Origin of the sequence: Azospirillum sp. Sh1, assembly GCF_008365135.1 — a bacterium.
Classification (GTDB): Bacteria; Pseudomonadota; Alphaproteobacteria; order Azospirillales; family Azospirillaceae; genus Azospirillum; species Azospirillum oryzae.
The window spans coordinates 97,829-117,540 of sequence record NZ_VTTK01000007.1; the positions used below are offsets into that span (position 1 = coordinate 97,829).

21 protein-coding genes and 1 tRNA gene are annotated in these 19,712 nt (G+C 67.5%); 10 read left to right on the plus strand and 12 right to left on the minus strand.

Annotated features, from left to right (window positions below; translation table 11 throughout):
* Positions 1-86: 86 nt before the first annotated feature.
* Positions 87-1,337, minus strand: a complete 1,251-nt coding sequence (gene ribA / locus FZ029_RS09545; RefSeq protein WP_149269143.1) for a GTP cyclohydrolase II — start codon at positions 1,335-1,337, stop codon at positions 87-89.
* Between the two features lie 281 nt (positions 1,338-1,618).
* Between ribA and FZ029_RS09550 the strand changes: the two genes are divergently transcribed.
* Positions 1,619-2,149, plus strand: a complete 531-nt coding sequence (locus FZ029_RS09550; RefSeq protein ID WP_247892233.1) for a glycosyl transferase — start codon at positions 1,619-1,621, stop codon at positions 2,147-2,149.
* Positions 2,150-2,279: 130 nt separating this feature from the next.
* A complete protein-coding gene (locus FZ029_RS09555; RefSeq protein ID WP_149269041.1) occupies positions 2,280-2,984 on the plus strand; it encodes a response regulator transcription factor in 705 nt (234 codons plus the stop codon).
* 51 nt (positions 2,985-3,035) lie between these two features.
* Here FZ029_RS09555 and FZ029_RS09560 read toward each other — a convergent pair whose 3' ends face one another.
* The gene (locus FZ029_RS09560; protein WP_149269042.1) at positions 3,036-3,812 is read right to left on the minus strand and encodes a hypothetical protein; all 777 of its coding nucleotides are present in this window, start codon (positions 3,810-3,812) and stop codon (positions 3,036-3,038) included.
* Positions 3,813-4,071: 259 nt separating this feature from the next.
* Here FZ029_RS09560 and FZ029_RS09565 point away from each other — a divergent pair, with 259 nt between their 5' ends.
* From FZ029_RS09565 to FZ029_RS09575, 3 genes are all read left to right on the plus strand, one after another.
* The gene (locus FZ029_RS09565; protein WP_247892234.1) at positions 4,072-4,995 is read left to right on the plus strand and encodes an MBL fold metallo-hydrolase; all 924 of its coding nucleotides are present in this window, start codon (positions 4,072-4,074) and stop codon (positions 4,993-4,995) included.
* A 220-nt stretch (positions 4,996-5,215) separates the two neighbouring features.
* Positions 5,216-6,061, plus strand: coding sequence for a DUF882 domain-containing protein (locus FZ029_RS09570; RefSeq protein ID WP_247892235.1), 846 nt, complete (start codon positions 5,216-5,218; stop codon positions 6,059-6,061).
* A 40-nt stretch (positions 6,062-6,101) separates the two neighbouring features.
* Positions 6,102-6,683, plus strand: coding sequence for a histidine phosphatase family protein (locus tag FZ029_RS09575; protein WP_149269044.1), 582 nt, complete (start codon positions 6,102-6,104; stop codon positions 6,681-6,683).
* A gap of 40 nt (positions 6,684-6,723) precedes the next feature.
* Here the strand turns inward: FZ029_RS09575 and xth are convergent, their stop codons facing one another.
* Entirely contained in the window at positions 6,724-7,518 is a 795-nt protein-coding gene (gene xth / locus FZ029_RS09580) for an exodeoxyribonuclease III (RefSeq protein WP_149269045.1), read from the minus strand.
* Between the two features lie 10 nt (positions 7,519-7,528).
* Entirely contained in the window at positions 7,529-8,212 is a 684-nt protein-coding gene (locus FZ029_RS09585; RefSeq protein ID WP_149269046.1) for a fumarylacetoacetate hydrolase family protein, read from the minus strand.
* A 401-nt stretch (positions 8,213-8,613) separates the two neighbouring features.
* Between FZ029_RS09585 and FZ029_RS09590 the strand changes: the two genes are divergently transcribed.
* Positions 8,614-9,108 carry a MarR family transcriptional regulator gene (locus tag FZ029_RS09590; protein WP_244560711.1) on the plus strand — a complete coding sequence of 165 codons (495 nt, stop codon included), beginning with the start codon at positions 8,614-8,616 and terminating at the stop codon, positions 9,106-9,108.
* A gap of 278 nt (positions 9,109-9,386) precedes the next feature.
* Positions 9,387-11,402 (plus strand): hypothetical protein, encoded by a 2,016-nt coding sequence (locus FZ029_RS09595; RefSeq protein ID WP_149269047.1) that lies wholly within the window; start codon positions 9,387-9,389, stop codon positions 11,400-11,402.
* 295 nt (positions 11,403-11,697) lie between these two features.
* Here the strand turns inward: FZ029_RS09595 and FZ029_RS09600 are convergent, their stop codons facing one another.
* The 7 genes from FZ029_RS09600 to FZ029_RS09630 all read right to left on the minus strand — a co-directional run bounded on the left by FZ029_RS09600 (position 11,698) and on the right by FZ029_RS09630 (position 15,554).
* Entirely contained in the window at positions 11,698-12,147 is a 450-nt protein-coding gene (locus tag FZ029_RS09600) for a hypothetical protein (protein WP_247892236.1), read from the minus strand.
* On the minus strand, positions 12,144-12,698 hold the full coding sequence (locus tag FZ029_RS09605) for a hypothetical protein (protein WP_149201644.1): 555 nt from the start codon (positions 12,696-12,698) through the stop codon (positions 12,144-12,146). Before FZ029_RS09605 ends, FZ029_RS09600 begins: the two co-directional genes overlap by 4 nt.
* Before the next feature lie 13 nt (positions 12,699-12,711).
* Positions 12,712-13,179, minus strand: a complete 468-nt coding sequence (locus FZ029_RS09610) for a hypothetical protein (RefSeq protein ID WP_149201645.1) — start codon at positions 13,177-13,179, stop codon at positions 12,712-12,714.
* A gap of 24 nt (positions 13,180-13,203) precedes the next feature.
* Positions 13,204-13,701 carry a hypothetical protein gene (locus FZ029_RS09615; RefSeq protein WP_188051883.1) on the minus strand — a complete coding sequence of 166 codons (498 nt, stop codon included), beginning with the start codon at positions 13,699-13,701 and terminating at the stop codon, positions 13,204-13,206.
* Positions 13,698-14,252 (minus strand): hypothetical protein, encoded by a 555-nt coding sequence (locus tag FZ029_RS09620; RefSeq protein ID WP_149269048.1) that lies wholly within the window; start codon positions 14,250-14,252, stop codon positions 13,698-13,700. Before FZ029_RS09620 ends, FZ029_RS09615 begins: the two co-directional genes overlap by 4 nt.
* A gap of 320 nt (positions 14,253-14,572) precedes the next feature.
* Positions 14,573-14,663, minus strand: a tRNA-Ser gene (locus FZ029_RS09625).
* A gap of 96 nt (positions 14,664-14,759) precedes the next feature.
* The gene (locus FZ029_RS09630) at positions 14,760-15,554 is read right to left on the minus strand and encodes an alpha/beta hydrolase (RefSeq protein WP_149269049.1); all 795 of its coding nucleotides are present in this window, start codon (positions 15,552-15,554) and stop codon (positions 14,760-14,762) included.
* Positions 15,555-15,669: 115 nt separating this feature from the next.
* On the opposite strand from FZ029_RS09630, the gene FZ029_RS09635 reads away from it, so the two are divergent.
* Together FZ029_RS09635 and FZ029_RS09640 are read left to right on the plus strand one after the other, a co-directional pair.
* A complete protein-coding gene (locus tag FZ029_RS09635) occupies positions 15,670-16,932 on the plus strand; it encodes a glycosyltransferase family 4 protein (protein ID WP_149269050.1) in 1,263 nt (420 codons plus the stop codon).
* Between the two features lie 86 nt (positions 16,933-17,018).
* Positions 17,019-17,897 carry a TIGR01459 family HAD-type hydrolase gene (locus FZ029_RS09640; protein WP_149269051.1) on the plus strand — a complete coding sequence of 293 codons (879 nt, stop codon included), beginning with the start codon at positions 17,019-17,021 and terminating at the stop codon, positions 17,895-17,897.
* 45 nt (positions 17,898-17,942) lie between these two features.
* Here FZ029_RS09640 and FZ029_RS09645 read toward each other — a convergent pair whose 3' ends face one another.
* Complete coding sequence (locus FZ029_RS09645) at positions 17,943-18,266, minus strand: ribbon-helix-helix domain-containing protein (RefSeq protein ID WP_149201650.1); 324 nt, start codon at positions 18,264-18,266, stop codon at positions 17,943-17,945.
* A 258-nt stretch (positions 18,267-18,524) separates the two neighbouring features.
* On the opposite strand from FZ029_RS09645, the gene FZ029_RS09650 reads away from it, so the two are divergent.
* On the plus strand, positions 18,525-19,709 hold the full coding sequence (locus FZ029_RS09650; protein ID WP_149269052.1) for a hypothetical protein: 1,185 nt from the start codon (positions 18,525-18,527) through the stop codon (positions 19,707-19,709).
* Positions 19,710-19,712 lie beyond the last annotated feature (3 nt).

A 19,712-nucleotide genomic window follows, 5' to 3' on the forward strand; every position in this document is an offset into this window, starting at 1 on the left:
CGGCCGGCAAGAGGCCGGCAAGAACTGCCGGGCCGGCATGGCGATTCCTGCCCCGCCGGCCCCGGCCTTTCGCCCCGGCCGTTCGTTCAGAACATATGGCCGCTGCGTTCCGCCTTGGTGCGGAGATAGGCCTCGTTGTGGCCGTTGGCCGGGAAGATGTGGGCCACCCGCTCCACCACCGCGATGCCGCAACGGGCGAGCTGGCGCAGCTTTTCCGGATTGTTGGTCATCAGCCGCACGGACTCGAACCCAAGCTGCCGCAACATCTCGGCCGCCGGCAGATAGACGCGCTCGTCCGCTTCGAAGCCGAGGATCTCGTTGGCGTCCACCGTGTCGAAGCCACGGTCCTGGATGCGGTAGGCGCGCAGCTTGTTGACCAGCCCGATGCCGCGCCCCTCCTGCGCCAGATACAGCAGCACGCCGCTGCCCTGCCGGGCGATTTCGGCGATGGCGCCGCGCAGCTGGTCGCCGCAGTCGCAGCGCAGCGACCCCAGCAGGTCCCCGGTGAAGCATTCCGAATGCAGGCGGGCCAGCACCGGCTGTTGCGGATCGGGGTCGCCGATGACGATGGCCAGATGCTCCGGCCCGCCGTCGGCCGGGCGGAAGGCGTAGATGCGCGTGTTTTCCGACCCGATCAGCGGCACCCGCGCGTCGGCGACGCGGCGCAGGGTCCGCACCACATGGACACGATAATCGGCGACGTCCGACGCCCGCACCAGCAGCAGGTCATGCTCCGCCGCCCACTCCGCCGCACTCTTCAGGGTCGAAGACGGCAGGTCCGCGGTGATGGCGGCGGGCAGCAGGCGGGCGAGCCGGGCGAGGTCCACCGCCGCGGCCTCGCGGCTGCCGGGGCAAGCCTCGACGGCGGTCAGGCCGGGGGGCAGCGCGTCCTGGGCCTGCGGATGCTGTTCGGGATCGGCCAGCGCATGGGCCTGGTCGGCGGTCAGCCCGCCGGGCCGGTCGAGCGTCATGGCGCCGAACGCCTCCGCCGCGGCGCCGGGCGCCTGATCGTCGGCGATGTCGCTCACCGGCTGCGCCACGGCGGCGGCGGCCAGCCCCAGCACCACGGCGCGGCGGCGGGTGACCACCAGCCGCGGGGTGCCGCCGGTCAGCGCCTTCAGCCGCTCCACGGCGTCGAGCGCCACCGACTCCACCGACACCGCCGCGCCAACCGTGCCGTCGGCGGTCTCGATCGCCACCACCTCGCCCCGGCGCAGGGCGGCCAGCGCCCGGTCGACGGCGCGCACGGCGGCCTCGTCGATGGGCGCCGCCGCGGAAGCTGCCGCGGGCGTGGACAGGGTGACCGTGGTGGTGGCGGAGGAGCGTTCGGCTTGCATCGTCAGCGGCTTTGCGTAGCGGGTGCGCCGGATACGGCGCGTAAAACGGGACATGGTGCGTTCGGCGGGCGAAGCAAAGCGCAGGTGGCGCGCCCCTGTCCAGCAATTCCCGCGCGCCACACCGTTGCCGGGGACGCAACGATCCGGCTAGCCTGCCGGCGCGGGGACCATCCCGGGCCGCCGGCCGGGCGGAGTCGGCACCTCCAACGGGCCGCTCCGCCGCCCTTGACCATGGGCGCTAGGATGGCGACCGCAGCCCTTCAACCGGGAGCCTTTCCCCCGTGACCACCCTTTCGACGCCCCTTGATCCGCCCCTGTCCGTGCATCTGGTGATGCCGGCCGATCTTGCCGCCGACGCCCTTGCCGACGCCTATGCCCGCCGCATGGTCGAGGCCCTGCGCGCCGCCGGCGCCGGCATCATGCTCCACGCCCTGCCCGGCCCGCACCCGCAGGTCGATCCCTCGGCGATCCTGGCCGCCGACGTCGCGCTGTCGCGGCTGCCCGATGGCGCGCCGGTCCTGCTGGACGGCAACACCCTGCCCAACCTCGCCGCCAGCCTGCCGGCCGACAGCTGGCGCCTGCGCTTCACGGCGCTGATCGAACGCCTGCACTGGACCGAACCGGGTCTGACCGCCGAAGAGGCCGCCGTGCACCGCAATCTGGAACAGGGAACGCTGGCGCTGATGCGCCATGTCGCGGTGCCGGACGGGACCGTCGCCGCCACCCTGCGGGACCTGGGCGTGCGGCCCGAGCGGATCGTCCTCGCCGCGGCGGACGCCGACGGGGCGGCGGCGCTGCTGGCGGTCCTGTAGCAGGCCCATCTGGAAGGCCCATCCGCTTCGCCACAAGCCATCACGACAATCCACCGGCGCCATGCTACTAAGGCGCCGCCCCCGGCCGTGCCGGCGCCAATCTTCGACTCCCGACTTCGTGCCGCGGACCATGACCATCGCAAAGCGCATCCTCCTGGTCGACGACGACACCGCCCTGCGCCAGTCGCTGGCCGAACAGCTTCGCCTGCTGGAGGAGCTTGAGACGGAGGAGGCCGGCGACGGCGCCGGCGCGCTGAACGCGGTCCGCAAGGCGGGCGGGGCCGGAACCGGCTTCTCCGCCATCCTGCTCGACGTCGGATTGCCGGACATGGACGGCCGCGACGTCTGCAAGCTGCTGCGGCGTGAAGGGGTGCGCTGCCCCATCATCATGCTGACCGCGTCGGCCAGCGACGCCGATACCATCCTGGGGCTGGAATCCGGCGCCAGCGATTATGTGACCAAGCCCTTCCGCCTGGGGGTGTTGATCGCCCGGCTGCGCGCCCAGCTGCGCCAGTTCGAGCAGACGGAGGACGCGGTCTTCGCCATCGGCCCCTACAGCTTCCGCCCCGGCGCCAAGCTGCTGCTGGAGGAGGCGACCAACCGCAGGATCCGCCTGACCGAGAAGGAAACGGCGATCCTGAAATACCTGTACCGGGCCGGCGATCTGGTGGTCGGGCGCGAAACCCTGCTGGGCGAGGTCTGGGGCTACAACGCGGCGGTCACCACCCATACGCTGGAGACCCATGTCTACCGCCTGCGCCAGAAGATCGAGGCCGATCCTTCCAACGCCCGCATCCTGGTGACGGAACCCGGCGGCTACCGGCTGGTGCCCTGAGCCGCCTTCCCGGTCGGCCTCACCAGATCAGCCTTTTGGCCGGTTCTCCGATCAGCGCCGGCCGACCGAGGCCAGTTCGCGGCGGCTTCCCCGTTCGGCGATGGTGACCTCGCCGGCAAAGCCCAGCCAGCGGCGACGCTCGCCCATCTGCGGCCCACCCGAAAGCTTGCCCAGCCGCGCCGCGCCCAGGCCGCAGGCCGAAGGGCCGACCCACAGGCCGCGCCCCCGCGGCACCACCGGCAGCAGCCGCAGCTTGCGGCCGACGATGGCCATCCGGCGGCGCCAGTGGGCGACGTCGTGCGGCGACACGCCGACGCGCCGGGCGATCTCGCGGTCGGACAGCAGCGCGCTGCCGGGGTCCTGCAGCAGGTCCAGCACCGCGCGGCGCTTGTCGCCATCGGCATGGCGGGAGTGCTTGCGCTCCAGCGCCTTGCCCATGTCCCACAGCTTTTCCGCCGTCTCACGCGCCAGGGTGCGCCAGCGGTCGGCCTCCTCGCGCTGGCGGTCGGCATCGCCCGCCGCCTTGTCGAGTTGCCGCCGCAGGGTGGCGAGTTCCAGTTCCAGATCCTTCACCTGCCGGCGCAGGCCGCGGACGAGTTCGTCCGGCGGCGGCGGCGGGGCCGGCGCACCGGCGGGTTCGGCAGGTTGGGCGGCGGGCGCCGGCTCGGCCGCAGGCGGCACCGGCGTACGGGCACGCTCCGCCAGATCGCGGAAGGACAGGCCGGCGCGGGACAGCATGATGCGGGCGGCGCGCAGGGCGGACAGCGCCTCGCCCTGATGCTCCGACTCGGCCATGGCGAGGACTTTGGCGAGCTTGTCAGGATCCATCCGCGTCGGGTTCCGCCGGAGCCGGTCCCCACCCGCGCGGGGACCCGTGGGAAATAATCGAGTCATGCCGCGCAATGCGCGACGAGCCCCAACCTACCACATCTTATGGGTTTGGACAGATGCCCTTCGTAGGGTGTCGACTCGTGACACCGCCTGTTCGGAAGTCTTGTCCCCGCCCCGAGGGATCCGTCCGGAAGGGAGCCGCGGGGGGAGAGATTTACTAGACTTGGGCAAGCGGGGCCGCCACGATGGCGCCGTCATGACCGTTCGTTCGACCATCAATTCGGCCATCGATCCGGCCGCCAATTCGACACGACCGCCCGCCCCGTCACCCGCGAGGGACGAGTCCGGCGGCGAGTCACCCTTCCTCGTGCGCTTCTGGGGCGTGCGCGGCAGCATCGCGTCGCCCGGCCCGGCCACCGTGCGCTATGGCGGCAACACCGCCTGCATCGAAGTGCGCTGCGGCGGCGCCCACATCGTCTTCGACTGCGGCACCGGCATCCGGCCGCTGGGCGAGTCGCTGGCGCGCGACGGCGGGCCGGCCGACATCGACCTGCTGCTGACCCACAGCCATCTCGACCATATCAGCGGCCTGCCCTTCTTCGCGCCGGCCTTCGATCCGGCCAGCCGGCTGCGGCTGTGGTCCGGGCATCTGCCGCCGGAACGGCCCTTCCGCACCGTGCTGGCCGACATGATGACGGCGCCGCTGTTCCCGGTGCCGGTCGAGATCTTCCGTGCCGATTGCCAATACCGCGATTTCCAGGCCGGCCAGACGTTGGAACTGGCGCCGGGTGTCGTGGTGCGCACCTGCCGCCTGAACCATCCCGACGGCGCCACCGGCTACCGGGTGGAGCATGGCGGCCGCAGCCTGTGCGTCCTGACCGACACCGAACATCCGGCCGAAGGGCGCGATCCGGTGATCCTGGAATTGCTGCGCGGCGCCGACGTGATGGTGTATGACAGCACCTACACCGACGCCGAATACCCGACGCGCGTCGGCTGGGGCCATTCGACCTGGCAGGAATGCCTGCGGCTGGCCGAGGCGGCCGTAGTCGGCCGCGCGGTGATCTTCCACCACGACCCGGCCCGTACCGACGACGCGCTGGACGCCATTGCCGCGGAGGCGGCGGCGATGCGCCCCGGATCCCTGGTGGCCTATGAAGGGATGGAGCTGTCCCTGTAGGATCGGCGCAGCTTAAGTTCAGCGCCATCCGCACCGGTTGAATCCCGAACAATCGGTTCCACTGAGCAAAAGCGCTTGTGCGTGTTCATTACGCCACAGGTTGCTTTGTCACACTGGCCTCCTGTGACAATCTTGGTATTAGATCGGTGTGCAACCCCGCCACGATTGGGGCGGGCGGGGTCGTTGATGCGTGCAAAGCTTGGGGGGAAAAGCGATGCGCATGACCGGTCGTGCCTTGGGTATTCTCGCCGTGCTGACCGTCGCGACGCAGCTTGGCGGCTGCGCCACCGCGCCGCCGCTGGAAAGCGCCAAGCTGGACGGCGAACCGCGCAGCGTGGTCCTGCAGCATCCCGCCAGCGGCGAGACGGCGTCCGTCACCTACTGGCGCCCTGGCGACGGCCCCGGCAGCGGCTATGATCCGGCCGCGATGCGCGAGATCGCCGTCCTGTTCCGCGACCGCCGCAGCGACGAGGTGATCCCGGTTGATCCGGCCCTGGTCGATATGCTGGTGGAGTTGCGCCGGCGCGTCGGCGCGCCGCCGGAGTCGCCGATCCGCATCACGTCGGGCTACCGGTCGAGCGCCACCAACGCCAGCCTCGCCCGGACGAACCCGAACGTCGCCGAGAACTCCTATCACATGCGCGGTCAGGCGGCGGACTTCTCAATCGCCGGCATCCCGCCCTCGCGGCTGGCGGAGGAAGCGGCGGCGATGCAGCGCGGCGGCTACGCCATGTACGCCCACACCGGCCATGTCCATGTCGACACCGGCCCCTTCCGCACCTGGACGCCGAAGACCGGTGAACCGCGCGCGCCGCAGATCCTGGAGGCGCAGGCCCGCGCCCGTGCCAATGCCCAGGCGCTTGCCCAGAAGAGTGGCGGCGGCAAGGGCCGCGTGCAGGTGGCCGAGGCGACAGTCAAAGCGGCCAAACCGGGCAAGCCGCCGGCCAAACCGGCCAAGGCTCCGGCGAAGGCCGCCGTCAGGGCGGCGGCCCCCGATCTGTCGCGCGTCCGCGTGGCCTTGGCCCAGGTGAAGGAAATGCCGGTGCAGAAGACGGCGAAACGCTAAACTCGGGGCGAAGTCCCGTCACCCGCGCAGCGGTACCGTCATGACCACCCTGCTGATCCTCCGCCACGGCCCGACCGCCTGGAATGCCGAAGGGCGCATCCAGGGCAGCATCGACGAGCCGCTGTCCGACGCCGGCCGCGCACGGGTCGCCCGCTATCGCCTGCCGCCCGAGTCGGCCGGGCTGCGCTGGGTCTCCAGCCCGAAACGCCGGGCCTGGGAGACCGCCACCCTGCTCGGCCTCGATCCGACGCCGGAGCCGCGGATCGTCGAAATGGACTGGGGCGAGTGGGAAGGCCAGCGCACCGAGGATCTGCGCGCCGACGGCCGCATGCCGGCCCGCCATGACCGGCTGGGGCTGGACTTCAAGGCGCCCGGCGGCGAAAGCCCGCGCGAGGTGCAGGCCCGTCTGCGCTCCTGGCTCGGCGACCTCGCGGCGGAGGGTCGCCCCACCGGCGCCGTCGCCCACAACGGCATCCTGCGTGCGCTCTATTCGCTCGCCACCGGCTGGGACATGCGCGCCGACCCGGCGGAGGAGTTGCGCAACGGCTGCGCCCACCTGTTCCGCATTGGCGAAGACGGCGCGCCGGAGCTGGTGCGGATGAACATCGGCCTGCTGGAGTAAGGGGGCACGACGGCCCCCTTCCCTGTCAGACTGCCAGATCTCAGACGGCCAGATCGACGATCACCGGCACATGGTCCGACGGCTTGGGCTCCCAGCCGCGGGCGTCGCGCAGCACCTTGACGCCCGTCAGCGCGCCTTCCAGCGGCGGGGTCACCCAGATGTGGTCCAGGCGCCGGCCGCGATTGGAGGCGGCCCAGTCCTTCGCCCGGTAGCTCCACCAGGTGTAGAGCTTCTCCTCCGGCGGAACGAAGCGGCGCATGGCGTCGACCCAGCCGGCCGAGGCCTGCATCGCCGCCAGCTTGTCAACTTCGATCGGCGTGTGGGAGACCACCGACAGCAATTCCTTGTGGCTCCACACGTCCTGTTCCAGCGGCGCGATGTTCAGGTCGCCGACCAGCACCATCGGCCGGTCGGGCGTCCGCTCCGTGCCCAGCCAGTGGGTCATCTCGTCGAGGAACTGGAGCTTGTGGGCGAACTTGTCGTTCACCGCCGGGTCGGGGATGTCGCCGCCGGCGGGGATGTAGACGCAATGCAGCTCGATCCCGCCCGGCAGATGGGCCAGCGCGTGGCGGCAGTCCTGCTTGCCGCACCAGTGCTGGACGTCGTGCGAAGAGAAGGGCAGGCGCGACAGGATGGCGACGCCGTTGTAGCTCTTCATCCCGTGGATGTGGGCGTGGACATAGCCGCGCTCCGCCAGCGGGCCGAGCGGGAAGTCGGCGTCCACCACCTTGGTTTCCTGCAGGCAGATCACGTCCGGCTGCTCCTCCTCCATCAGGCGGAGGAGGAGGTCCAGACGCATGCGGACCGAATTGATGTTCCAGGTCGCGATGCGCATGTCCGGCGGCTCAGGCGATGGTCAGGGTCAGGGTGCCGACGCCTTCGACCGCGCCGGTCAGCACGTCGCCGGCCACCACCGGGCCGACGCCCTCCGGCGTGCCGGTGTAGATCAGGTCGCCCGGCTGCAGTTCGACCAGCCCGGACAGGTAGGAAATCGTCTCCGCCACCGACCAGATCAGGTCGGACAGGTCGCCCTTCTGCCGCGGCTCGCCATTCACCTGCAGGGTGACCGCCCCCTTGGCCGGATGACCGATGTCGGCGACGGTGCGGATGGCGGAGCAGGGTGCCGACTGGTCGAAGCCCTTGCCCATGTCCCAGGGCTTGCCTTCCTTCTTGGCGGCGTTCTGCAGGTCGCGCCGGGTCATGTCGAGCCCGACGGCATAGCCGAACACATGGTCCAGAGCGCGGTCGACCGGGATGTCGCGGCCGCCGGTACCAATCGCCACCACCAGCTCGATCTCGTGATGCAGGTTGGCGGTCTTCGGCGGATAGGGGATGGTGGCGCCGTCGGCGACGATGGCGTCGGCCGGCTTCATGAAGAAGAAGGGCGGCTCGCGGTCGGGATCGGCACCCATCTCGCGCGCATGGGCGGCATAGTTGCGGCCGACGCAATAGATGCGGCGCACCGGAAACGGATCGCCGCCCGCGACGGGGACGGCCGGCTGGGACCACAGGGGAATGGCGAAGGCCATGGCATCGGCTCTCTGGTTGGAACACTTCCGAACAGCTAACCCAAAAGCCGCCAACGGACCAAGCGTCCAACCATCCGCCCTGCCCTGCAATGCGCTACGGCGTTCCGGACAGGGGCGGGCCAAAAACGAAGACGCCCGGTCTGGGGGGGACCGGGCGTCGGAAGCTCCGATTCGGGAACCCGCGCGCGGCAGGGGAAACCGCTGGGCGGGCGATCGGCGTCGAATCGGCGTCGATCACTTCTTGACTCTTCAAGATGGAATTTGTATGCCCTCTCACCAATACGTTTCACGCATACCTGATATGCGTCAGCCTTCCTCCGTGCGGTTCTTGCTGACAAACGAAAGCCTTGCCCGCATTTTATCCGTTCATCCGATAATTCATCCAAAATATGGCATCCACGGTGACTGACAACGAGCGTTCCACCCCCGCCGACCGGCGGTCGCGTCTGCGGCCCGGCAAGAACGGCAAGCTCGCCCTTGGCCCCCTTCCGGAGCTGGTGGGTTACAACCTGCGCAAGGCTCAGGTTGCGGTGTTCCAGAGCTTTCAGAATGCGGTCGCTCCGCATGACATCACGCCCGGCCAGTTCGGCGTGCTGATCATGATCCGGGAGAACGAGGGGCTGTCGCAGTCCGACCTGGGCACGGCGGTCGGGATCGACCGGTCGACCATGGTCGCTGTGATCGACCGTCTCGAGTCGCGCGGCCTCGTCGTGCGCGCTCCTTCGCCCAACGACCGCCGCTCCTACGCGCTGCGCCTGTCGCCGGAAGGCCAGACGCTGATGGACGACCTGATCCCGCGCGTCCAGGCGCACGACCAGGGCATGGTCAAGGACCTGTCCCCGGAAGAGCAGGCGCAGTTCATCGACTTCCTGCGCCGCGTGTCGCGGTCGAAGTAAGGGGCGCCGCCCCTTCCGTTCCAGGCACCGGAAACGACTGACAGCCCGCCCCGCACCGGCAATCGCCGGATGCAGGGCGGGCTTTTCTCTTTGGGCGCCTTGCGCGCCCGAGTAGAGCATGCGGTGTTCACGCATCATTTGCACAAACCTGCGGCAAGAAAACGCCTTGCAAAGCGATCATATCTATCTCATACCATAAATACGTGCATACAATAGCCTCTCAGTACCTTTTAGTATTTTCATAAAATCCAACACCACCGGCAAGAACGGGGCGCACCATGACGTCAACTCCCAGCAACCAAGCGGGTTTCGACGCGCTGAGCTACCTCGCTGCGAACCCCGATTTGATCACGGCCTTCGGTGCCGACACCGCCGCCGCCGCGCAGCATTTCTCCATCTTCGGATCCGCCGAGCGGCGCTCGACCACCTTCGACGCCTTGAGCTACGAGGCCGCCAATCCCGATCTGCCGGCCGCCTTCGGCACCGACACCGCCGCCGCCACGCGGCATTACATCGAATTCGGCCTCAAGGAGGGGCGGACGACCACATTCGATGCCTTGAGCTACGTGGCCGCCAACCCCGACCTTCTGGCGGCCTTCGGCACCGATACCGCCGCCGCCACGCGGCACTACATCGAATTCGGGCAGCGCGAGGGCCGTAACACCTATTTCAACGCCGCGGGCTATCTGTCCGCGAATGCCGACCTGCGGGCGGCTTTCGGCACCGACATGGCCGCCGCGCAACGCCACTATATCCAGAACGGCTTCCGCGAGGGACGGACGATCCCGGTGGACGACTATGCCGAGAACACCACGACGCTGGGTCGGGTCAGCAGCGGGACCACCGCCACCGGCATGATCGAGCGGGTCTACGACGTCGATTGGTTCAAGACGACGCTCAATGCGGGCTCGACCTACACGCTGTCCGTGAGCTTTCCCGGCAAGGGAACCCACGACTTCGCGCTCATTGATGAGCGCGGCACCATCCTGGCGAGCGACAGCGACCGGGACGGCGATGGCGTCCACACACTCACCTACACGCCAGGCACGAGCAGTTCCGTCTACGCGGCGGTGAGCGGATTCAGCACCGGACGCTATTCGATCACCATGAAGGGCGGAGACGTCACGAATACGACGACGACGACCACCACCACCACCCCGGTCACGCTGTCGGACGATTTCTCCAACAACATCTGGACCACGGGGCGGCTTACGGTCGGCGGCACCGCCAGCGGCGTGGCGGAGAAGGATTTCGACAAGGATTGGTTCGCCGTGACGCTGGAGCGCGGATCGGTGTATCGCTTCGGCACCAGCGCCGGTAACGGTACCAGCGGTTCGGGTCCGATGCTCAGGCTTTATGACGCCAAAGGCTTCAGCGTGGCCACGCGATCCTACATGCCGGGCGGGGAAAACGCCTTATCCTCGCCGGAAGTCACGGTGGCGACGAGCGGCACCTATTACCTGGAGCATGATTTTGTGCTGGGACCCGGCGCCAGGGGTGCGGTTCCCTACACGGTCTGGGCGCAGAGGGTGGCAACCGATTCCGCGTTTTCCGACGAGTTCGGCAACTCGCAGGGCACGGCCGGGCGGATGTCGGTCGGCGAGACGATCACGGGCACCATCAACCAGACGTGGGACGAGGATTACATCGCCTTGTCGCTACAGCAGGGCCACAGCTATACATTCGACGTAACCACGCCGGGTCAGGCTTTCAACTTCGCGCTCAAAGACGCACTTGGAAATGATCGCTGGCTGGGACCGCCGGACGACAGCGCCGGCATTTACTATTACACGTCCAGGGACGGCCATCGCTTCTACAGCTATACGGCCAACAAGACCGAAACCTACCACATCAAGCTGTCAGGCAACGACGTTGGCCCCTACTCCATCAAGGCCACCGACAACGGCATGGTCGACGACATCGCCAACGACGCGAGCACGACCGCGGGACTGGCGGTCGGCGGCAGCGCCACGGGGCACATCGATTACCGCCCGTCCGACGGTTCCTTGAACGGGGATAACGACTGGTTCGCAGTGTCGCTCCAGGCCGGCCAGACCTATGAATTCGACCTCAAGAGGGACGGCGACGGCGCCGGCCTGATCCTGCGCGATCAGCAGGGCAATGCCGTGTCCGGTGGAACCAGCGCCGATTTCTGGAACTATACCTGGGGCAACGACAGTCTGCTCTACACCGCGACTCGATCCGGTACCCATTACCTCACGGTGAACGCGCTGATGGCCGGAACCGGGACGGATCTGGCCGGCTATACGGTCAGCGCCCATCAGATCGGCTGACCGCCAATCCGCGGCGCCCCATCCGGGCGCGCCGTGGACCGGCCGGTGGGGCATGGTCAAGGACACCTGTCCCCGGAAGAACAGGCACAGCTCATCGACTCCTGCGCCGCGTGTCGTGGCCGAAGTATGGGCACTCCCCTTTCCGTTCCAGGCACCGGAACCGACTGACAGCCCGCACCGCACCGGTGATTGCCGATGTGGGGCCGGCTTTTCTATGGCGTGGCCAGTTAACCCAAGATGCCTGTTTGCCAAAATGAAGAGATTGACTGAATCAATCGGGGTCCTTTTTCAGGATTCAGTCGACTTCGTTGGCAGTCAGGAACATCGCCTTTGAAAGGGCAGCAAAGAACTGCTGGTAAGGCTCCGCATCCGATACCGCGACCAGATTGTATTGCGCGCTCGCGCGCACCGACATTTGGGCTTTACCACGCGGGCGAACGGTAACCGTCATGCGCATGGCATAGCCGGACAGCTTGGTTCCGCTGATGATCCCCAATTGCTCATCGGCCTTATCGATGACGAAGCCCAGATCCTGAAGACTGCTGATTACCGTACGGATCGTAAGGTTGCGGTCACTTGTGTCAAATGCACGCGTCTGAATTGCACGCAATTCGACCTGGCTCTTGTCGACAGCCATCACCTGTTGCTTCGAGTCCGTTTGACACCCGCCAAGCGGAAGAAATGCCAACACGAGTGCCATGGCCCAGCCGCGGACCGACAGATTGCGGCAATTGGGCATGCTCATATCTGGTGCGCCTCGAGAAAAACGGATTGTGAAAGCTTTTCGAAGAATTGCTGATGGATTTCGGGCTTGTCGATTGTCTCGACGCGCGAGATTTGGTTCTTCGTGTTCCAGATCACGCGCTGGAACGTCGCGCGGACGATGATGCCGTTCCGGTCGGCCGAAGGGCGCGTCACGATGGAGATCCTGATTTTCTGATTGGCGTCCCAAACCGGATCGGCACGGCCTCCCATAGCCGCAACCAGGAGAGCAAAAAAGACCTGCCCGGCAACCTGCCCTGATTCGACTGCATCGCGATCCTTGGAAGCGACGATCAGCCCGGCCTTGAGGTTTGTCTCCTCGGTGGTAAACCCCAGGTCCTGCAACACGCCGGCAGATGCCGCGAGGATCGCTTGTTCATCGTTCGTGTCGAAACGCCGGGTTTGCATCTGACGCTGCCCAAGGCTTTCAGCCGCCAGGGTGAGCGCAGCGGCCTGCTGCTGCGCTCCCGGAGTCTGCTGGCAGCCCGCCAACGCCGTTAGGATCAGGGCGGATACGACAACCCGGCATTTCATGCTGCAGCTCCCGTCAGAAGCTGCTGGAGCGATACGAAAAATCGCGGACCCGGCTGCTCTCGTCGAACTTGACGATCACCGTCAACGTCCGCTGGGAAGTGCTGCGCGCGCCCGCGGAGCTGCTGACGCCAGCGCCGCCCAAGGCGCCGCCAATGCCGGCACCGATCGGACCACCGCCCAGAATCAATGCGTTCACGCCGCCGCTGCTGGTAGAGTACGCCGTTTCCGTCGAGATTTTGTCATAGACCCAGTTCTCGCGCCGACGGTCATCCGTCGTCACCATGTTGGGCGAACCAAGCACCTCCACGACTTCGGCACTCGTCATGCCGATGCGGATCTCGCGCTGCACCTTGCCGACGGTCAGGCGATCCGCATCCTGTGCCTGACGGACGGCCGCAGCATGCTCTCCGGCCGTCTGGCAACCGGCGAGCAGCACCGAGGCAAGCCCCATCGCGGCCAATGAGAAATTCTTGAAGAGCATGGAAAGACCTCGATCTGAATAGGATTACGGCTTGGCAGTCGTCTTCGATGCAGCGTCCGGCACCGGCGGAACATCCTCTTCACTTCCCAGTTCCAGGGCCGTCAGGAACATTGCCTTGGACAGGGGTTCAAAGAACAAGTCCTTGTAAAATGCCGGATCGTCCACCTGACTTTCCATTCCAGGATTCATGACCAAGGCATTGGAGCGCACGATCATGCGCGAAGAACCGCGCGGATAAACCGTGGCGGTCATGCGGAGCTTGGCCAGCTTGGTTGCCGAAACCGTTCCGGCAGCCGGTTCGACCTTGTCGATCCCATAGCCAAGATCCTGGAACGTGGCGATCACCGTTCGCAGAGTCTTGTTCTGATCGGAGGTTTCGAAGGCACGCGCCTGCATGGCCCTCAGCTCGACGGGGCTTTTCTTGCTGAGCACGACCTGCGGCTGATTGTTGGTCTGGCAACCTGCGACGGTCAGCGCCATGGCGCCGAAGATCGCAAAACGGATGCTCTTGCGCGGTGTCATATCTTGTGAGCCTCAAGGAACGCGCTGGCGGAGAGCTTTTCAAAGAACTCCTGGTAGAGTTGCGGTTCCATCAGCAACTCCGCCTTCCAGGCGTGTCCATGATTATTGACGAGGATTCGGTCGAAAGTGGTGCGCACTTCGGTCTGGCGGCCGCCCGACACCGGGTTGGCGATAAACGTCACCCGAATGGTCTGCTCCTGGTCCCAGGTGGGATTGTTTGCCACGCCAAGGAGAGCCATTGCGATCGTCAGGCCGATCTGTGCCGCGACCTGTCCACCCTCTTCCGCATTCCGCTGCTTGGATGCCACCACCACGCCGACATCGCTCGACGCCTCGGAAATGGTGAAGCCAAGATCCTGAAGGGTCTGGGTCCCTGCCTCGAGCAGAAGCTTCTCGTTCTCACTGTCGAAACGGCGCGTCTGGAGTGCGCGCATTTCAAGCGCTTTCTCCGGTGGCTTGCCGACCGTTTTCGCCACATCATTCATTGTCTGGCATGCGGACAGCACACCAGCAGCAAGAATGGCCGCAGCCAATCCAATGTGTACACGCACGCGAACCTCGACAGCACATCTAAACCATACATCCATAAAACCGAAAGTAGGGTTTTGTTGCAAGGGGAAACACATACGGATTAATTCGTCCGATTCCGAGCCGTGTTGGTTGCTCCGGCGGCAGCTGGATTGTGGCGGAAGACCGCTGTTGCGTCGTCAATACATCCACCCACAACATTCGGGTGTAATTCTGCCGCCAGCCACGGATCTGGCGCGCCGCTTTCGGTATTTCCGGCCAAACAGTAATAAGCCAACCAGTGGAGAAACGAAAAAGGCCAGAGCGGATTTTCTGAGAAAATCAACGCTCTGGCCTGATTTCGTGGCGGAGGGAGAGGGATTCGAACCCTCGATACGCTTTTGACGTATACACACTTTCCAGGCGTGCGCCTTCAACCGCTCGGCCACCCCTCCGTAGAGGCCCGCGTTATAGCCAGAGGTTCGAGGTGATGCAAGCCTCCGTTTCACGCGGGCGACGTTTTTTTGATAGCACGCTGAACCACGCCAATCTCACCCACCAATCCCGTCCACCAGGGCACCGACGGTGCGGCACAGCAGGTCCAGATCCTGGGGACGGGACAGGCGGTGGTCGCCGTCCTTCACCAGCGTGACGCGGACGTCGTCGCCGGTCAGCGCCTCGGCGATGCGCAGGCTGAGCTGCCAGGGGACGTCGGGGTCGCGCTGGCCGTGCAGCAGGCGGACGGGGCCGCCGAAGGCGATGGGGCCGCGCAGCAGCAGGTGGTTGCGGCCGTCCTCGATCAGAGCGCGGGTTATCGGCTGGGGCTCCGGGCCGTACTCCGACGGGCGGTTCCAGACGCCCTCCTCCATGATCCGGCGGCGGACATCGGCATCGAAGATGTCCCACATCAGGTCTTCGGTGAAGTCGGGGGCCGGGGCGATGCCGACCAGTCCGGCCACCCGCTCCGGCCGGCGAAGCGCGGTCAACAGCATCATCCAGCCGCCCATCGAGGATCCGACCAGGATCTGCGGTCCCGTCGTCACCTGATCCAGCACCGCCAGCGCGTCGTCGGCCCACAGGCCGATGGTGCCGTCGGCGAACCGCCCACTGGAGGCGCCGTGGCCCTGATAGTCGAAGCGGGTGAAGGACAGGCCGCGTTCCACCGCCCAGGCCTCCAGCGTCGTCGCCTTGCCGCCGGTCATGTCGGACATGAAGCCGCCCAGAAAGATCACGCCCGGCTTGCCCTGTCCGGACGGGCCGGCAGGGGTGTGGTGATAGGCTATGGTCGCGGCACCGCGCGTTAGGCTATGGTGCGCGCCGCCCGGATGGGCTGCGGTTTCGGTCATACGGTCACCTTCGACAACGGACACCGGCACGCGGTCGGGCACCGGGCTCGACGGCGATCCGGCATGCCGGGGCCTGCGGCCGGTTCCGGGCCGCCCCTTGCGAGCAGCCGGCATCATGGATTTCGACCCCCACCTTACCACCGACCATTCCCCGCGCAACGCGGACGCCCACCAGGACACCGCTGCCCCCGACTGGCCAGGGCACTGGCCGGGGCACTGGCCGGGCGGCCGGGCACCGACGGTGCTGCAGGTGGTGCCGACGCTGGTCACCGGCGGGGCGGAGCGCGGCTGCATCGACATGGCGCTCGCCCTGCAGGCCGCCGGCGGCAGGCCGCTGGTGGCGTCGGAGGGCGGGCCGATGGTGCGCGAGCTGGACCGCGCCCGCATCACCCACCTGACTCTGCCGCTGGCTTCCAAGAACCCGCTGACCATCCGCCGCAACGCCCGCCGGCTGGCCGCCATCATCCGCGAGCACAAGGTGGACATCGTCCACGCCCGCTCCCGCGCGCCGGCCTGGAGCGCGTGGCTGGCCTGCCGGGAGACCGGCGCCCGCTACATGACCACCTTCCACGCCCCCTACAATTTCGGAACCGGCCCGGTCGGCGGCCGGCTGAAGCGCTGGTACAACTCGGTGATGGCGCGGGGCGAGCGGGTGATCGCCATCTCCGGCTTCATCCGCGACCATGTGCTGGGCAACTACCCGGTCGATCCGGCACGGGTGCGCGTCATCCACCGCGGCATCGACCGCAGCGTCTTCGCCCCCGACCGGGTCAGCCCGGCGCGGCTGGTGACGCTCGCCAAGCAATGGAACCTGCCGGACGACCGGCCGGTGATCCTGCTGCCCGGCCGGCTGACCCGCTGGAAGGGCCAGACCGTGCTGATCGACGCGCTGGCCAGGCTGGGGCGCAAGGACGTGCTGGCCCTGCTGGTCGGGTCCGACCAGGGCCGCACCGGCTACCGCGAGGAGTTGGAGAACCGCATCGCCAATGCCGGCCTGCGCGGCGTGGTGCGGATGACCGACCATTGCAGCGACATGGCCGCGGCCTACCTGTTGTCGACGGTGGTCGTCTCGGCCTCGCGGGAACCGGAAGCCTTCGGGCGGGTGATCGTGGAGGCCCAGGCGATGGGCAAGCCGGTGATCGTCTCGGCCATCGGCGCCTATCAGGAGACCGTCGTCCCCGGCGAAACCGCCTGGGTGGTGCCGCCGGACGATCCCGACGCCCTGGCCCGGGCGCTGGACGAGGCGCTGTCGCTGACCCCGGAGCAGCGGGAGGCCATCGGCGCCCGCGCCGTCGCCTTCGTCGCCGACCGCTACACCAAGGATCGCATGTGCGCCGACACGCTGGCGGTCTATGCGGAGTTGCTGCAACCACGCTGAGATCGGCCTGTCGATGCAATCCGATCGATGCAATCCGATCCCTGCCCCACCCATCACAAACCCTTCCATAAAACCGACCGGACACCATGGCCGACATCCGACAGATTTCCGGCATCGCCGAAGTCATCGACCATTATGACGGGTTCATCCTGGACCTGTGGGGCGTACTGCATGACGGCGAACGGCCCTATCCCGGCGTGCCCGACTGCCTGGACCGCATGCGCGCCGCCGGCAAGACGCTGTGCCTGCTGTCCAACGCGCCGCGCCGCACCACCGGCGTGATCGAGAAGCTGGACGGCATGGGGCTGGGGCGAGAGCGCTACAACCATGTCATGACCTCGGGCGAGGCGACCTACGAGGCGCTGCGCGACCGCGACGATCCCTGGCACGCCGCCCTCGGCCGGCGGCTCTACCACATCGGGCCGGAGCGGGACACCGACGTCTATGAAGGGCTCGGCTACCGGATCGCGGCGACTCCGGAGGAGGCCGATTTCGTCGTCAACACCGGCATTGTCACCTTCGGCGAGACGGTGGCGGATTATCAGCCGCAGCTGGACGCCTGTCTGGCCGCCGGGCTGCCGATGATCTGCGCCAATCCCGATCTGGTGGTGATGGTCGGGCCGATGCTGGTGATCTGCGCCGGCACGCTGGCCGCCCGCTACGAAGAGATGGGCGGCGACGTGCGCCAGCACGGCAAGCCCTATGCCCCCGTGTACGAGCGCTGTTTCAAGCTGCTGGGGATCGACGACAGCCGCCGCATCCTGGCGGTGGGCGACAGCCTGCGCACCGATGTCGCCGGCGCCAACGCCGCCGGGATCGACGTGGCGCTGGTCACCGCCGGCATCCATCAGGAGGAGCTGGGGGGCGCCGCCTGGGGGGCCGCGGTCGATCCGGTCAATTTGCGCGCTCTGGCCGATGCGTCGGGGCACATGCCCACCTACGCGGTGCCCAGCCTGCGCTGGTAAACCGTCAAGACGGGAGCGCGGAGGCGTCCTGCCCGCGTTCCCGTCTCAGTCCAGCGGGACGGCGTCGTCCATCGCCTTGTCGAGCAGGGGCGACTGGCCGTCTTCGGCAAAGCCGCGATTGCCGATCGCGGTGCGGTAATAGCTGACGATGAAGACGCGGATGGAGGCGGTCAGATTGGCCTCGCCCCGCCGCTCGTCGATCTGGGTGCAGATTTCGTTCAGCGTCAGCCTTTCACGCTCGCAGATTTCCTTCAGCGAATCCCAGATGTACGGCTCCATCCTCAGGCTGGTACGGCGACCGCTTACCTTGACGTTGCGGCAGAGCAGCCCCGGTCCTTCCTTACTCCTGCTCGCACCCGTGCCCCCCATCGGAAACCCCGTTCCCCATCCGTTGCGTGCCCCGATCTCTCGTTGCGGGCCAATACATCCATTTGTGTGACCATATTGCAAGTGGCGTGTGCCGTCCAAGATCAATTCGACCCATAGCTGCGGATTGGCGCGACAATCGAGCGCAGGCGGGTATTGCCTCCAACCGCAGATCGGCAGATTGCGGGGAAAAGCCGCTTCCTTTGGCCTGTACCTTCGCTATACCAGTGCCGGACGGCGGAAGAAGGGGAAGGATCGGCGATGACGCGACCGGAGAACCGACGATTCGCGGCCCGCATCGCAGCCGGGTTCGCCATGGGGCTCCTGGTCCCCTGGATCGCCCCGGCAACACCGGCCGGAAGCGTGTGGGCCGCCGATGCAACCGAACCCGCCAAGAACGTCCCCGCCGAGACCATCCCGGACTCCCTCCTCCGCAGCCGGATCGAAGCGCTGCTGCCGGCTCCCTGGCGCATCGAATCGCTGACCGTGGAGCCGCTGGCCGCCCCGCCATCCCCGGAAACCCGGCTGTCGGCGCGGGTGACCGCGACGGTGGTGCTCGGCGGCCCGACCTATCTGGTGGACAGCCGCGAGGGGCCGGTGACCTTTCTGCGTCCGGCGGCCGAAGCCGGGCTGACCAAGAGCTGGGTCGCGACGGCGCTCGCCAGCCACGGGCCCGGCGGCTGGACCGTCGCGCTGACGCCGCAGAGCCCCGGCCTGCTCGACGGCATCGGCAAGCCGGCCGCCGAGCTGCCCGGCCGCACGGTGGTTCTCGGCACGCCGGAAGCGAAAAGCCTGCGCGAACAGTTGGATCGCGACGCGGCGCAACGGCTGGCAGAGGACACCGAACGCCGCCGGCGCGAGGAGGAACGGCTGGCCCAGCAGGCCGCCGCGGCCAAGGCCGAAGCCGCCCGCGCGGAAACCGAACGGCGGGCGGTCGAGGCGCGCATCGCCCAGGTCGCCGACCTGCGCGGCAAGCTGTCCGGTCCGGACCGCGCGGCGCGGCTGGCCGCCTTCGAAGCGGCGTTGGGCGGAAACGATCCGGCATTGCGCCAGACGGCGATGGACGCGGCGCTGCAGAGCCGCGATCCGGTGGTCGCCAATCTGGCGCTGAAGGACTGGATCGCCCGCCACCGCGCCGTTCCGGTCCAGCTTTACGCCACCAAGGAGGATCCCAGTTCCGAGGTGGTGGTGCAGAATCTTGGGCCGATGACGCTGGAGATCGACGGCTTCAGCCCGGTCAACGGCGCGCTGGCCGGCAAGCTGGGAGCGCCCGGCTACAGCATCGCCCGACCGTCCAGCATCGTCGGCACCCTGGCGCAGACCGAACTGGCGGTGAACTCCTTCGGCTGCGCCCTGACATTGCGGCTGGCCGAGCACCGGACGCTGGACGGGCTTCTGCGCTGCCAGACGCTGCCGACGCTGATCGCCCGCATCACGCTCGATTGAGGG